Raw genomic sequence first — 14,888 nt, 5'->3', positions numbered from 1 at the left:
TACGCTCATTCGCCCCAATCATAGAGTATACCTATACTCATGAGGCCTCATTCACTTGCCGCCTACTAGCCACTCCAATTACTTTGGGTATAGTCGTGTGAATAAAATTAAGCACCACATATAGACGTCACTGTCTATTGTGGTGTTAATTCGCTGTTTTTATCTGGTATACAAGTTTGCTTTTGGTATTTTATAAACCTTGTTCTTTCGCCATTCGCATCGCAATTTGTGGTGCATTCCAAAGAGAAGGTAATAATATTAACGATACAGGAACAGCGGTAATCACAATGAATGATTGCAGAGCACCAATACCACCAGAACCTAAGGAAATTAAGATCAGAGCCACAACCCCCATCATTACCCCCCAGAATGTTCGAACAAAGACATTCGGCTCTTTATCACCACTGACCACGACACTGATGGTATAGGTCATCGAGTCACCGGTCGTCACAATAAAAATGGTGGTTAAAATTAAAAATAAGATCGATATTAGTGTTGGCATTGGTAATTGTTGAGTGATGCCTAACAAGGCTCCTGGAAGGTTAAAGCCTTCGAATGCACTGCTAACACTACCAGGGTTTGAGATTTCAAACGCAAGACCTGAACCTCCAACAATCGTGAACCAGAAGCAGGTAGTTAATGGCGCAACAATACTGATGATCGAAACTAATTGGCGAATAGTACGTCCCGCTGAAATTCGAGCAATAAAAATTGCCATCATTGGGCCATATCCTAAGAACCAACCCCAAAAGAAGACAGTCCAGCCACTTAGCCAGCCCTCATCTCCACGATAGGTAGCCATTGGAATAAAGTTATCAATTAATGAGCCTACACCTTGGATATAACCGTTAACGATAAAGTTAGTGGGGCCAAATATCAGAATATAAACCATCAAAGCAACGGCTAATATAACGTTATAACGACTGAGGATCTGCATGCCACGATTAAGCCCACTAATTGCAGATAAGGTATACATAGCAATGGCAAATAGCACCACAATCAATTGAGTTGTAAAAGTATCAGGAACATCAAAGAGAGCATTTAAGATATAGCTCACTTGCAACCCTAAGAAACCAATCGGGCCAATAGTTCCTGCCGCAACAGCGATAATGCAACATGCGTCAATAATCGCACCTAATTGTCCGGTTAAAACGCGCTTGCCTAATAGAGGGTAAAGTAAAATACGTGGCTTTAATGGCAAGCCTTTTTGATAATGAAGATACATCACCACAATTGACGTTAAGCTGCCGACAATTGCCCACGCTAAGAAAGCCCAATGCATGAAAGCTTGAGTTAAGGCATTAATTGCTTTTTGAACATTATCATCTGGCGTTCCAAACAATGGCGGTGGTGATATAAAGTGAGCAATGGGTTCAGCAGCCGCCCAGAAGACACCACCACCAGCAAGTAGAGTACAAAATATTATTGACATCCATTGGAAGCTACTCATTTCTGGTTTGACATTACCACCGAGCACAACACGACCTGTTCTACCAGCAGCTAAGCCAAGACCAATTAAAAATGTTAATAAAAGAAGTAGTTGCCAATAAGGGCCAAATATTTTCACTGACCATGAAAAACTGACATTGACTAGATTAGACAATAGAGTTTGATCATAAAGTGCGAGAGCAACAAACAGAGAGATAAAACCACCGCTATACCAAAACACAGGGTTTTGTAAGCTAGATTTCATATTGCGCTCAGGTTGTAAATTAGATGAATTATTTTTATTTAATGGTGTATCGTTTTGTGTGGGATGATTTTTCTTATGACGAGAAACCGTATTTATTGTGTCTGACTTAATTATATCTGACATAGTCTGACTCCATCAGTACTAGTTGCAGTTGCAAATGTGAGTTTAACCAACTCTCTTTGAATAAATAAAAGAACATTTGAGTACCTTTACCAAAGAGAGCAAGTTTGGGTTAAATGATTAAATAGGCTTTAATCCTTGTTGCAGAAATTGATACCAGTTTTCACCGATAATTTGACCAACCTCTGGTTCACTAAAGCCATAATGGAGGAGTCCATTATAGATATTCTCCATACCGGAACTTCCACAGAACCAAGGGAGAGCATCAGGCCATCCACTGTTAGATTTCGAGCCTTCGCCATAATCCATAGATTTTGACCATCTGCCATTTCTCATCCACTCTAAAACAGATTGTGGTTGATTAAGGCATAAGTCACTACCTATACCAAGATGTTCGACACCAACCATATCCGCCGTTTTAGCGACCATTTGACAGAAGTCATTCAGGGTACATTGACTGCCATTTGGAAGATGGAAAGGGTAAAGACTAAACCCGAGTAATCCACCTCTTTCCGTCATTGCTTTAATCACGGTTTCCGACTTATTTCTTAGTGCATCATGGGCAAATAGCGGATTCGCATGACTAATGCAAATAGGTCGAGAAGAGTGCTCAATTGTTTCTAGTGTTGAACGCTCAGCACTGTGTGACATATCAATGATCATGCCGACTCGATTCATCTCTTGAATTGCTTGTTTGCCGAATCGAGTGAGCCCCGTATCATCACTTTCATAACAACCTGTCGCTAATAGGCTTTGGTTGTTATACGTTAACTGCATAATTAACAAGCCTTGCTGTCTCATGACTTCAATCAAACCGATTTCGTCATCGATAGGCGAACAGTTTTGAGCACCAAGAAAGATCCCAACTTTGCCAGTTTGCTTTGCCAGTTGAATATCCTCTACAGAGCGAATCGGCATGATAAGGTCTGCATATTTCTCAAAACGTAAATTCCATTCAGCAAAACGAGTTAATGTTTCACGGGCTGTTTCGTGATAAACCAACGTGGCATGAACAGCCGTGATCCCGCCCGCTTTTAATGTTTGAAAGTACTCTCGATTCCAGTTGCAGTATTGCAAACCATCGATCACTATACGTTGTTGATACATATCCGCTCCTTGGTTGATTGGCTTATACCCGTCTTACTTGAAGTTGCTAGGTTGTTGGCTGTGCTCATTCGCCCCAATCATATAGAGCGCCTATACTCATGGGGCCTCATTCACTTGCCGCCTACTAGCAACTCCAATTACTTTAGGTATATACCCGTCTTACTTGAAGTTGCTAGGTTGTTGGCTGTGCTCATTCGCCCCAATCATATAGAGCGCCTATACTCATGGGGCCTCATTCACTTGCCACCGACTAGCAACTCCAATTACTTTAGATCTACAATTTTTTCTTATTAATAAGGACGTTGATAAGCCGTTTTAACAACAGTGTAGAACTCACGGGCATATTGACCTTGCTCTCTAGGGCCAAAGCTAGATTCTTTTCTGCCACCGAATGGGACGTGATAGTCAGTGCCAGCCGTTGGAAGGTTTACCATGACACAGCCAGATTGAGCCTGTTGTTTGAAGATGGCACTTGTTTTTAGGTTTTGAGTGATGATTCCACTTGTTAATCCAAAGCGGGTTCCATTGGTAACTTCAATTGCTTCATCTAAGTTCGAAACTCGAATGACGGAAGCTAATGGAGCAAAAACTTCTTCTTGGTTAACTTCCCAGTCATTCTTAGTGTTCAAGAAAAGAGTAGGGGACATGTAGTAACCATCATGTTGTAGAGACAATTGCTCTCCACCAAAGGCTAATTCAGCGCCACTCTGACGAGCGTTTTCAACCCAATTTAAATTAGAAGCAAGTTGCTTATCGTCAACAACAGGACCCATGAAGATATCTTTTTCTAATGCGTGACCTACTTTTAAGGTGCTCATGCGTTGAATTAGTGCATCGACATATTGATCATGAACGCTATCCATAACCACTAAACGAGAAGACGCGGTACATTTTTGCCCTGCACCAGAGAAAGAGCCTGCAATTGTTGCTTCAACGGCTAGCTCAACATCTGCATCATCAGCGATAACTAAGGCATTCTTACTGCCCATTTCAAGCTGGCACTTAACAAAGTTAGGGGCGGTAGCGGCTGCAATCTTACGGCCTGTATCGACAGAGCCAGTGAAACTGACGCCATCAATTCCTTTTGCATTGATTAAAGTATCCCCAACAATAGAACCACTGCCTAAAACAAGGTTAAAAGTGCCAGCGGGAATACCTTGTTGACGAGAGATAATCTCTGTTAGCGCTACCGCACTTGCAGGGGTTAAGTTTGATGGTTTCCAGATAACACTGTTACCAAAAGCTAAAGCAGGTGCAATTTTCCACGCTGCTGTTGCAGTAGGGAAGTTCCAAGGTGAGATAATTGCAATCGTTCCCACGGCTTCTCGGGTCACATCAACAGAGACACCTGGACGTACAGAGCACGCATTTTCCCCTATTTGACGGAGGACTTCTGCTGCATAATATTGAAAAAATTGACCAGCACGATAAATCTCACCACGACCTTCTGCGAAAGGTTTACCTTCTTCGCGTGAAAGTAGGGTACCCAGCTCATCACAGCGAGCAATCAGTTCATCGCCAATTGCCTGAAGAGCGGATTGCTTATGCTCAAGTGTTGTCTGTTCCCAAGTCGGTTGAGCTTGATTGGCTGCTGCAATCGCTTGACCAACTTGGTCTTGGCTTGCTTGAGCAAAGTTACCGATTGACTCGGTAATATCTGATGGGTTGATGTTAGCAACACTGTTAATACCTTGTTGCCATTGACCGGCAATAAATAACGACTTTTCAGTTTCTATACCACATACTTGTGTCATTGGGTGTCCTTACTATCATGAGATAGGATTTAATAAGATTGAATTTTTAATATTTGATAAATGAATCAACTGTTTTATTGTCATACGTCTTTTAAAATTTTAATAAGAAGCTGATAAAAATAGTTTGTTAAGCGTTGATAATTGAATCATTGACGGCTGCATAAACAACAAACTCTACCAACATCTCTTCGCGAGCTAATCCTGCGACGACAACAGCGGCTCGATTTGGGAATGGGGCTTCAAAATATTCAGCGTAGACAGCATTTACCGTGGCTAAATATTGACGATCTGTGACGTAGATCAAAACCTGAAGAACTGAATCGAGATTTTCACCGGCACATTCTAAGGTGTGTTTGAGATTTTCCATGGTTTGACGGGTTTGAGCTTCGATACCGCCTTCGACAACTGCACCTGTTTTATCAATAGGAATTTGAGCCGTATAGAGTGTGCCTTGGCTTGTTACAGCCCACTCTAGCGGAGCTTTAGAGGCAAATAGCGCAGTTTTAACTGCTGATTTTTTATTAGTATCCATAGTCAAAATCCCATCCTTGTTAACGAAATGTTTCTTCTGTTAAAAAGAATACCTGTTGACTAATCAATGATCTAACGGTAAATTTTTAATGATTGATAAGAAAAAGTTATCACTTTATTTTCAATGTAATAATTATTATTGATTATTCGCTAACAGGGAGTCGGTGAAATGCATATCAAATTACAACAATTGAAATATTTTGTATTAATTGTCGAAGAGGGGGATTTCGTGCTGCTGCAACTCGAGCAAACCGTTCACAAGCTGCACTGTCTACAGCAATAAAAGAGTTAGAGAAAAATTTGGGACAGCCTCTCTTTGATTGCGGAAATAAGTCGAAATTAACGGAGTTTGGTAAGGTATGTTTGCCTAAGATTGTCCATTTTATTCATGTCTATGATGCCTTGGAAAATGATCTTCAATTAGCCGCTGAAGGCCAACGAGGTACGTTGAGTATTGCAGCGCTTCCTTCTATTGCCACGAAATTATTACCGAAGGTTTTAAGTGCCTTTTATCAAAAATATCCGAATATTAAGTTGAATTTAATTGATGATAATGCGGTTGGCGTTCAAGAACGTCTATTTGCAGGTGAAGTAGATTTAGCCCTTGGAAATTTTTCTAGTCTGGGTCAAGATAAGGTTCAGTTCACGCCTTTGATTTCCGATCCTATCGGTGTAGTTTGTGTTAAAGAGCATCCTTTAGTGAAACAAGAACAACCTGTTGTTTGGGAGTCTTTGCGTCATTATAACTTTATTAAAAATGGAACTTGTTCATTATTAGCGCAAACACCGGCTTCGGTACTGAGTCAAAATAGTCTTTATTCGGTTAAGAATATTACATCATTGTTGTCCTTATTAGAGTTAGGAATGGGAGTGACAACGTTACCTAAATTAGCATTAATGGGAAATCATCACTCTTTAACGTGGCTGCCCTTAAGCAATTTGAAAGTAGAAAGAGAAATAGGTATTTACCGATTACTTGATCGTACACCGTCACCACAAGCGATTGCATTTAATGATCTCTGTTTAGAGCATATTCCTGATTTTTACGGTTAACTAAATAAACGACATTTAAATGATTGTTTTAATAAGAAATAAATAACAATCATTTATTGTCATGTTAATATACTGGCTGAGTTAGTCGTAATTCTATAATTCAATATTCAATTGAGGTTTATGTGCTTAAATTTATGTCTCATCACTCGGCTATTTTTCTGATAGTTTTTGCTTTTTTAGGCGTAGCGTTACCTGATATATCGTCTGCAGTTTTTGTTTATCTGCCTTATGTTTTATTCTTTTTAATGTTATTTACGTTAATTGGTATAAACCAACAAGCATTAATAAAGGTACTGTGTAGTCAAAAAGTTTGGCTCTACACTTTTATTCATAATGTCATTTTAACGCTCATTTTAACTGTGATTGGTTGGATGTTTTCTGCTTCTGAAAGCATGATGTTAGCATTAGCTGCTGTGGGGGCAACGGGATCTTTATTTGCAACACCAGCGATTGTTCGTTCAGTGGGTCTAGATGCATTAGAAGCGATGGCTATGACGATCGCATCAACCTTATTGATGCCAATTGTATTGTATATTTCATTGTTGGTTTTTCAAACGAGTGACGTGAATTTAGATATGGTCGAGTATTGTAAGCGGTTGATTATATTTATCGCTGCACCAATGATTATTTCTGCTTTGGTCTATCGAGTTGTAGCACAATCAACCTTAAAACGTGCTTATGCAAAAGTTTCTCAAGTCACGATTATTTTAGTCATGGCCTTTCCATTTGGCTTGATTAATGGTTATAGCCGGTTATTACGTGAAGATTTTTTTGCAAGTTTGAATTACTTATTCTTAGCATCGATGATCGTCATTTTATTCTTTTTCATTGGATATATTATTTACCGCCAACGAGGTTTTGAGTTTGCGTTAATGGCAGGTATCACGGCGGCTAATCGAAATGTATTTTTGACTTTTACTGTTGCGGGACTCTATTTTGGGCCTGAGTATTTAGCTATTATGGGGGCGTTACAAATACCAACGTCAATTTTACCCTTATTAGTAAAACGCTTTATGGCAAGGCAAAGCGCATTAAAATTTAGTTGACCTTTAGCTAAAAAAGAATAAACAAACGGGTATATTTCATTAGAGATATACCCGTTTTTTTGTTTTTATATCTATAAAATTCAACGAAGAAAGATATAATATTTAAGATGCAATTCGACGATAATCACAATACTCTGGCATCCAGAACTCTTCTTCAATCTTTGCTTCGATAGCTTCTGGTTTTAATTTGGTCGCAACACCTTGCTCCATCGCTTTTAATGCAACGCGTAAAGCAATATATTTTGATACTTGCTGGATTTCAGCCAATGGTGGTAATAAACGTTCACTGCCACTGTCTTTAATGTAATCAGCAAGTGCAATACTTGACTCTTGAAGCATTTGCTCTGTTACGCGTTTTGCTTTTGATGCAATCACTGCAAGACCAATACCCGGGAAGATATAGCTGTTATTACATTGTGCGATTGGGAATTTCTGCCCATCGTACATCACATCATCAAATGGGCTACCTGTTGCAACAATCGCTGTACCTTTAGTCCAGTTTATAATATCTGACGGTTTTGCTTCAACACGGCTTGTTGGGTTTGAAAGAGGCATGATTAACGGTTGTTCACAACCTGCCGCCATCGCTTCAATGATCTCTTTAGTAAATAAGCCTGCAACGCCAGTAACACCAATTAAGATATCGGGATTAACGGCTTTAATGACATCAATAAGATTTATTTGTTGAGTTTTATCAATGCCCCAATCATCACGAATTGTTTGTTTTTGAGCTAAAGGCTGTTGGAAATTGATAAGATTAGTCATGCTATCATCTAATAGACCCCAACGGTCAATCATAAAGATCTGGCTGCGTGCTTGTTCTTCGCTAATACCTTCACTGATCATTTGAGAGATGATTGCTTCCGCGATACCACAACCTGCAGAACCTGCCCCTGAGAAGACAACTTTTTGCTCAGAGAGTTTTTTCCCGGTCTTTTTCGCTGCGGATAAAATTGTACCAACACTGATTGCTGCAGTACCTTGAATGTCATCATTGAAACAGCAAATTTGATCTTTATAACGTTGCAGGATAGGCATTGCATTTGTTTGTGCAAAATCTTCGAATTGAATTAATGCTTTAGGCCAGCGTTTAGTTAATGCCTTGATACAATTATTGATAAAATCATTATATTCATCACCACTAATACGCTGATTACGACTCCCCATGTAAAGTTCATCAGAGAGCAGTGCTGAGTTATTGGTACCCACATCAATCACAATCGGTAAAGTATGTTCGGGGTTGATACCGCCACAAGCAGTGTATAGAGCAAGTTTACCAATTGGAATACCCATACCACCGATTCCCTGATCACCTAGACCAAGAATACGTTCACCATCAGTAATAACGATGACTTTGACATCTTGATTTGGCGCGTTATTAATAATTTCATCAAGGCTGTATTTATTGGCGATAGAGAGGAAAATACCACGGTTTCGACGGTAGATTTCAGAGAAACGTTGACAAGCATCACCGACGGTTGGGGTATAGATTATAGGCATCATCTCTTCAACATGATTGTTAATCAGACGGTAATAAAGGGTTTCATTGGTATCTTGAATTTGACGTAAGAAGATATGCTTACGCATTGGAGAAACCATCGTTGAATATTGAACATAAGAACGGTGGGCTTGCTCTTCAATCGTCTCAATACATTCAGGTAGTAGACCAATTAAATTAAATTGCTTTCGCTCACTTGCAGAAAATGCATTTCCTTTATTGAGTAAAGGGGTATGTAAGAGAGTATTTCCTGCTTGTCTTATATATTTAGTTTCAATTTTCATCTGGTTGCTCTGTGAAGTAAAGAGTGAATAAAAGATAATTATTATCGATTAGCTTCTATTTTACCAGTATTGTTTATTAAAATAACGATAATAATCAGGCAATAAAAAATCTAGCTATAATTTTTATATAGCTAGATTTCTATTAAGTTAATTCTTTATCCCAGCTGTTAATTATTTATCATCTTTGGATAATAATATTATCTGGACATTTATTTCATGCTAAAAAATTAATTAAAGTGCAACCATTAAGATCTCTTTGGCAATTTCAGGTGTAATTTCACCCTGTTCGCCGAGTTGCGTCATGCCATTAGCCGTTAACGTTGCAATTAACTGTTCAATCGATTCTTCATTCAGATCGACATCAGTTAAAGACGTTGGAACGTCCATTGCTTTGAAGAAGGCCTTGGTTTGTGCAATAGCGGCATCAATACGTTGTTCATCACTACCTTCGGTGATATTCCAAACACGCTCAGCATATTGCAGTAATTTGCCTTTTTTCTGCTCGCGTCGAACTTGCATAACCGCAGGAAGAACAATACTTAATGTACGAGCATGATCAATACGATAGTTACCTGTTAATTCATGGCCAATCATGTGGGTTGCCCAATCTTGGGGAACACCAACACCAATTAAACCATTTAAACCTTGGGTAGCTGCCCACATGATATTAGCTCGAACGTCAAGATCATCCGGGGTTGTCAGCACTTTTGGTCCCTCTTCGATTAAGGTTAATAATAGACCTTCAGCAAAACGGTCTTGAACCTTAGCATTGACAGGGTAAGTTAGGTATTGCTCCATAACATGAACAAAGGCATCGACAACACCATTCGCCGATTGACGAGGAGAAAGAGACAGCGTTGTTTTTGGATCAAGAATAGCAATTTCAGGACGAACAAATGGAGACATGAAGGCAAGCTTTGTTGAACCATTAGTAACGACGGCACCAATATTGGTTTCAGAACCTGTTGCTGGTAATGTTAACACACAGCTTAATGGTAATGCAGATTTAACCGGTGCATGTTTTGAACAGATATCCCACTTGTTTTCGCCTTCAAAGCACGCAGCTGCTGCAATAAATTTAGTTCCATCGACCACGGAACCGCCACCAACTGCTAGTAGATAATCGTAACCTTCTGCTGCAATCATATCGACAGCTTTCATTAAGGTATTGTATTGTGGGTTTGGCTCAATACCACTAAATTCACCCCATGTGTGGTTTTCTAATGCTGAACAGACTTGATCATAGACACCATTTTTTTTGATTGAGCCACCACCGTAAGTGACTAACACTTTTTTATCGGAAGGGATATTGGCAGCAATTTCTGCAATTTGGCCTGCACCAAAGAAGATCATGGTTGAATTATGAAAAGTAAAGTTATTCATGATGTACCTTTATGTAATAGAAGTGATTTTCATCTTCATTTTAGCATTGATATGGGATGAGTGTGAGGGTATTTCTTTTTATAAAATGATTGTTGCTTGAATAAAAAAATAGAGCAATTTATATACTTGTTTAGACTGAAGGATAAAATTTGCTCTATTTTAGCTTATTGTTTAAATTATTCTCTTAGCTCTCGACGTAGGATTTTACCGACATTCGATTTAGGTAGTTCATCTCTAAATTCGATAATCTTTGGATTTTTATAACCGGTTAGATGCTTGCGACAATGCTTTTTAACTTCATCAGCTGTAACGTGACCATTCGCCACCACAAACAGTTTGATTTTTTCACCGGTGACGTCATCAGGAACACCAATAACAGCGGCTTCAACAATATGAGGGTGAAGGGTAGCAACTTCTTCGATCTCTGTTGGAAAGACATTAAATCCAGAGACTAAAACCATATCTTTTTTACGATCTTCAATATAGAAGATACCCTCTTCGTCCATACGGCCGATATCGCCCGAACTAATCCAGCCACCTTCATGCATAATCGCATCAGTTTCTATCTCTTGACGCCAATAGCCTTTCATCACTTGAAGTCCGCGAATTTGAATCTCACCAATTTCGTTAGGACCTAATGGTTGATTATTATCATCGACAATTCGTAATTCAGTACTTGGTAATGGTACGCCAATGGAAGGAATAAATGATTGCTGTTCATGGGTGCCTGCAGCGACAACAGGGGAGCATTCTGTTAAGCCATAACCTTCAATGATTGGCATTCCTGTGATTTTTTGCCACTCATCGGCAATATGTTTTTGAGTCGGCATACCACCAGCAATAGTAAAACGGGCATTACTGAAATCGAGTGACTTAAAGCCTTGATGTTTGTTTAAACCATTAAATAAGGTATTTAAACCAAAAATCATCGTAAATGGGTATTTACGGAGATCATTCGCAAAACTGTCTAGATCTCTTGGATTGGTAATCAGTAAGTTGGTACCACCTAAAAATAGCATCAACATCATACTTACTGAATTTGCAAAAATATGATAAAGAGGAAGAGGTGTCACAGCATGTTCTTTATCCAGTAGAGTTCTTGGCCCGAAATGGGCATGAACTTGAAGTACGTTTGAAATAATATTTCGATGTGTCAGCATAGCCCCTTTTGCTGGGCCTGTTGTACCGCCTGTATATTGAAGATAAGCGAGATCCTCAGCAACAATCGTAGGAGGAGTAAAAGGAGCTGTTTACCTTGAGTCAATGCGCGACGAAGAGAGATTGCACCAGGGATATTGTATTTAGGGACAATCTTTTTAACGTATTTAATGACAAAATTGACTAATGTACGTTTGTGTGGGGCTAATTCATCTCCAATTTTGGTTAAGATAACATGTTTGAGATTCGTTTCAGGCAGAACCTGTTGAAGGTTATTACCGAAGTTTGTGACTGCAACAATGGCTGTTGCACCTGAATCTCTTAGCTGATGTTTTAGCTCTCTGGGTGTATAAAGTGGATTAACGTTTACAATCACTAAGCCAGCTTGTAATGCCCCAAGAATAGTAATTGGATATTGAAGAAGATTGGGCATCATTAAGGCGATTCGATCACCTTTTTTCATTTTTAATTCATATTGTAAATAAGCGGCAAAGGCTAAGCTTTTGCTTTCAAGATCCTGATAGCTCAAACTTTGTCCCATATTGACATAAGCGGCCTTTTGAGCGTGCGTTTCGAAGCTTTTTTTAAATAGCTCGCTGATATTTTTAAATTGATCAGGATCGATTGTCTCAGGGACATCTTTAGGGTAATTTTTTAGCCAAGGTTTGTTATCTACAGTCATAATTATCACTTTATTATAATTAGAGAATAAGTTTTATTCTATTTTTATTCAATACTACTTGTTGTTTTAATAATAGCAGAATAAAGAAAATTAGAGTAACTTTACCATTACCATAATTATCAAAATATGATTTAAATTAACTAATTCGCAATATAGGAAAGCGGATAGGAAGAATATTGTGGTTTTTCACAATAAGAGAATAGCAACAATAAACAATGGGTTGATTATTGTTGCTAAGAAAGCTCAATCTGTAACCTTTATACTTGAAGATGCTAGGTTGTTGGCTTTATTCGTGTGCCGACAAGTAACTCCAATTATTTTAGGTAGATAAAATATTACAAAACCTATTGAGCATTATTCGGCGAGGAGTCGCATGCATTCCTTCGCATATTTCGAGCTTATTATTTTATAAGGCAAGCTACCTTGTTACACTCTATTCAGTATGATGTATAATTCATATAAATCAAGTTTTGACAAAATAAATTTATATATTATTTATTTCTGTCTGAAAAGTAAGCTATTTAATTTTAAAAATTAACGTTGAGATAAGATATCGTGTTTTCATTTTATCTTTCTAGAAAAATATATATGAAATAAAAAACAGCAATCTATTTAGATTGCTATTTTTTTTTCAGTTTTTGAATTTATTAAATATTGGTGACAAACTTCTCAATCGCTTTTCCAACACCACTATTTTCATTGTCATCAGTAATATGATCGGCAAGAGCTTTTGTTTCTGGGGTTGCATTGCCCATTGCAACGGCTAAGCCTGCATACTCAAGCATGTGATGGTCATTTTCCGCATCACCCATACAGATCACTTCACTCGCATCAATGCCTAAATGGTCGGCTAAAGCTTTAACACCGACACCTTTATCACTGTTTGGATTAAGAAACTCTAAAAAGAAAGGTGCACTTTGCACGATGGTGTAGTCTTGATAAAAACCTTCTGGAAGTTGCTCTATCGCTTTAGATAATAAATCAGGCGAATCAATCATCATGGTTTTTATAACTTCTTGCTCATTACTTAAGGTAGAGAAATCCTTTAAAGTAATATCGATACCATTAATATCTGCTTCGTGTTGAGTATATTCGCTGTGTGCTGGAGTAATTAGGCCATCTTCAGGGGTGAAAGCTTGCACATTAACACCGAGCTCTTGTGCTTTATTGGCAATACGCTTTGCATCAAGTCCTGTTAATATTTCTTGACGAATCACTGACAGATCACTGACTCGTTGAACACGTGAACCGTTGAAGCTCAATACATAATCATTTTCGCTATTCATGCCAAGTTGCTCTAAATATGGTGCCATACCTTCTAAAGGACGACCGGAAGCTAAAATAACGGTTACACCCATGGCTCTTGCTGCCGCGATAGCATGTTGATTTCGTTCTGTAATTTTTTTCTCGTTATTTAATAACGTACCATCTAGATCAAGTGCAATTAGCTTATACATCGTGGATATACCTATTTTTTATAAAAAATTAAATATTTTGATTACTACTATTTAAAAACAAAAAGGTTAAGAAAGCGAGTGGAGAAAGGAAATAAATCAAATTTTTATACCAAAAGTAATTGGCGTTGCTAGTAGGCGGCGAGTAAGTGAAGTCCCGTGAGTATAGGTGTACTATATGATTGAGGCGAACAAGAGCAGCCAGCAACCTAGCGATTTCAAGTAAGAAGGATATAAATTGATTATATTATTCAGGGTTAAGTCAATAAGGTGATTTATTTTATAGCATCGTAAGATAACTATTCTTCTTGTCGGTATAATAGAAAAATAAAAACAGATTGGAGCAGATTGTAATGGCTAATATTTGGAAAAAACAAGCAACTCTTGAACAGTTAAATAAGATGTCAGAAAATACGTTAGTAGAACATATTGAAATTGAATTCACTGAGTTAGGTGACAATTATGTTACTGCAACCATGCCCGTAAAGTCGATTACTCATCAACCTCTAGGTATGTTACACGGTGGAGCTTCTGTGGTTCTGGCTGAAACATTAGGTTCTGTCGCTGCCCATCTCTCTGTTAGTGATGATTATTATTGCGTTGGGTTAGATATTAATGCCAACCATATTCGTGCTGTTCGTTCTGGTACGGTGATAGGAAAAGCCTCACCGTTGCATATCGGTGCGACAACCCAAGTTTGGCAAATTGAAATTACCGATGAGAGAGAACGTTTAATCTCAATTCAACGTTTAACGGTTTCTGTTCTTCGTCACAAGCGAGATTTAGAGGGGGGACGTTAATTATGGTGATTACATTCTCTTTTGGAAAATTGATCATGACCCCTTACGAGTTGGTGATAAAATTGCCTGTGGGTCGAGTGACACTTCAAGCTCAACCTGATGATTTAACCTTGCTGTCAGACGAGAATTCAGGGGTTAATATTATTAGTGCAGATACAGGATCAGTAAAGTGGAACATGACGTTAGATAACGCGGAACAGTTGCAACAAGTCAGTGATATGTTGGGCGTGGCTTTAACTAAAATTTAATATAAAAAATGGGGTATTAAAGCTGACATTTAAGCGTTACATCCATACCCAAAGTCATTGGCGTTGTTAGTAGGCGA

General features: G+C 38.5%; 9 protein-coding genes and 3 pseudogenes. 4 read left to right on the top strand and 8 right to left on the bottom strand.

Going from position 1 to position 14,888, the window contains the following annotated elements; genetic code table 11:
• Nucleotides 1–190: 190 nt before the first annotated feature.
• From L0B53_RS01330 to L0B53_RS01315, 4 genes and pseudogenes are all read right to left on the bottom strand, one after another.
• Nucleotides 191–1,684, bottom strand: a pseudogene (locus L0B53_RS01330) (BCCT family transporter); the annotation flags it as partial.
• A gap of 249 nt (nt 1,685–1,933) precedes the next feature.
• Nucleotides 1,934–2,920 carry a membrane dipeptidase gene (locus L0B53_RS01325; protein ID WP_235059513.1) on the bottom strand — a complete coding sequence of 329 codons (987 nt, stop codon included), beginning with the start codon at nt 2,918–2,920 and terminating at the stop codon, nt 1,934–1,936.
• Nucleotides 2,921–3,210: 290 nt separating this feature from the next.
• Nucleotides 3,211–4,674, bottom strand: coding sequence for an aldehyde dehydrogenase family protein (locus tag L0B53_RS01320; protein WP_235059512.1), 1,464 nt, complete (start codon nt 4,672–4,674; stop codon nt 3,211–3,213).
• A 127-nt stretch (nt 4,675–4,801) separates the two neighbouring features.
• Nucleotides 4,802–5,206 (bottom strand): RidA family protein, encoded by a 405-nt coding sequence (locus L0B53_RS01315; RefSeq protein ID WP_235059511.1) that lies wholly within the window; start codon nt 5,204–5,206, stop codon nt 4,802–4,804.
• A 168-nt stretch (nt 5,207–5,374) separates the two neighbouring features.
• Between L0B53_RS01315 and L0B53_RS01310 the strand changes: the two are divergent.
• Both L0B53_RS01310 and L0B53_RS01305 read left to right on the top strand, forming a co-directional pair.
• Nucleotides 5,375–6,258, top strand: a pseudogene (locus tag L0B53_RS01310) (LysR family transcriptional regulator).
• A 134-nt stretch (nt 6,259–6,392) separates the two neighbouring features.
• Nucleotides 6,393–7,304: a hypothetical protein gene (locus L0B53_RS01305; RefSeq protein WP_235059510.1), complete on the top strand. Its 912-nt coding sequence runs from the start codon at nt 6,393–6,395 to the stop codon at nt 7,302–7,304.
• 102 nt (nt 7,305–7,406) lie between these two features.
• On the opposite strand, the gene L0B53_RS01300 is transcribed toward L0B53_RS01305, so the two are convergent.
• The 4 genes and pseudogenes from L0B53_RS01300 to L0B53_RS01285 form a co-directional block, all read right to left on the bottom strand.
• The gene (locus tag L0B53_RS01300; RefSeq protein WP_235059509.1) at nt 7,407–9,086 is read right to left on the bottom strand and encodes an NAD-dependent malic enzyme; all 1,680 of its coding nucleotides are present in this window, start codon (nt 9,084–9,086) and stop codon (nt 7,407–7,409) included.
• A 231-nt stretch (nt 9,087–9,317) separates the two neighbouring features.
• Nucleotides 9,318–10,469 (bottom strand): iron-containing alcohol dehydrogenase, encoded by a 1,152-nt coding sequence (locus tag L0B53_RS01295; protein ID WP_235059508.1) that lies wholly within the window; start codon nt 10,467–10,469, stop codon nt 9,318–9,320.
• 176 nt (nt 10,470–10,645) lie between these two features.
• Nucleotides 10,646–12,309: pseudogene (locus L0B53_RS01290) on the bottom strand (AMP-binding protein).
• Nucleotides 12,310–12,956: 647 nt separating this feature from the next.
• On the bottom strand, nt 12,957–13,766 hold the full coding sequence (locus tag L0B53_RS01285) for a Cof-type HAD-IIB family hydrolase (protein ID WP_235059507.1): 810 nt from the start codon (nt 13,764–13,766) through the stop codon (nt 12,957–12,959).
• Nucleotides 13,767–14,116: 350 nt separating this feature from the next.
• Between L0B53_RS01285 and L0B53_RS01280 the strand changes: the two genes are divergently transcribed.
• Nucleotides 14,117–14,563, top strand: a complete 447-nt coding sequence (locus L0B53_RS01280) for a hotdog fold thioesterase (RefSeq protein ID WP_235059506.1) — start codon at nt 14,117–14,119, stop codon at nt 14,561–14,563.
• Nucleotides 14,564–14,565: 2 nt separating this feature from the next.
• Complete coding sequence (locus L0B53_RS01275; protein ID WP_235059505.1) at nt 14,566–14,811, top strand: DUF3389 family protein; 246 nt, start codon at nt 14,566–14,568, stop codon at nt 14,809–14,811.
• The last annotated feature ends 77 nt before the right edge of the window (nt 14,812–14,888 follow it).

This window comes from Vibrio sp. SS-MA-C1-2, from assembly GCF_021513135.1.
Taxonomy (GTDB): Bacteria; Pseudomonadota; Gammaproteobacteria; order Enterobacterales; family Vibrionaceae.
This window is presented reverse-complemented; position numbering and strand designations above follow the sequence as displayed.

Coding starts and splice junctions, on each gene's coding strand:
- L0B53_RS01305 (WP_235059510.1), top strand. CDS start 6,393: ATGTCTCATCACTCGGCTATTTTTCTGATAGTTTTTGCTTTTTTAGGC.
- L0B53_RS01275 (WP_235059505.1), top strand. CDS start 14,566: ATGGTGATTACATTCTCTTTTGGAAAATTGATCATGACCCCTTACGAG.
- L0B53_RS01320 (WP_235059512.1), bottom strand. CDS start 4,674: ATGACACAAGTATGTGGTATAGAAACTGAAAAGTCGTTATTTATTGCC.
- L0B53_RS01300 (WP_235059509.1), bottom strand. CDS start 9,086: ATGAAAATTGAAACTAAATATATAAGACAAGCAGGAAATACTCTCTTA.
- L0B53_RS01280 (WP_235059506.1), top strand. CDS start 14,117: ATGGCTAATATTTGGAAAAAACAAGCAACTCTTGAACAGTTAAATAAG.
- L0B53_RS01315 (WP_235059511.1), bottom strand. CDS start 5,206: ATGGATACTAATAAAAAATCAGCAGTTAAAACTGCGCTATTTGCCTCT.
- L0B53_RS01295 (WP_235059508.1), bottom strand. CDS start 10,469: ATGAATAACTTTACTTTTCATAATTCAACCATGATCTTCTTTGGTGCA.
- L0B53_RS01325 (WP_235059513.1), bottom strand. CDS start 2,920: ATGTATCAACAACGTATAGTGATCGATGGTTTGCAATACTGCAACTGG.
- L0B53_RS01285 (WP_235059507.1), bottom strand. CDS start 13,766: ATGTATAAGCTAATTGCACTTGATCTAGATGGTACGTTATTAAATAAC.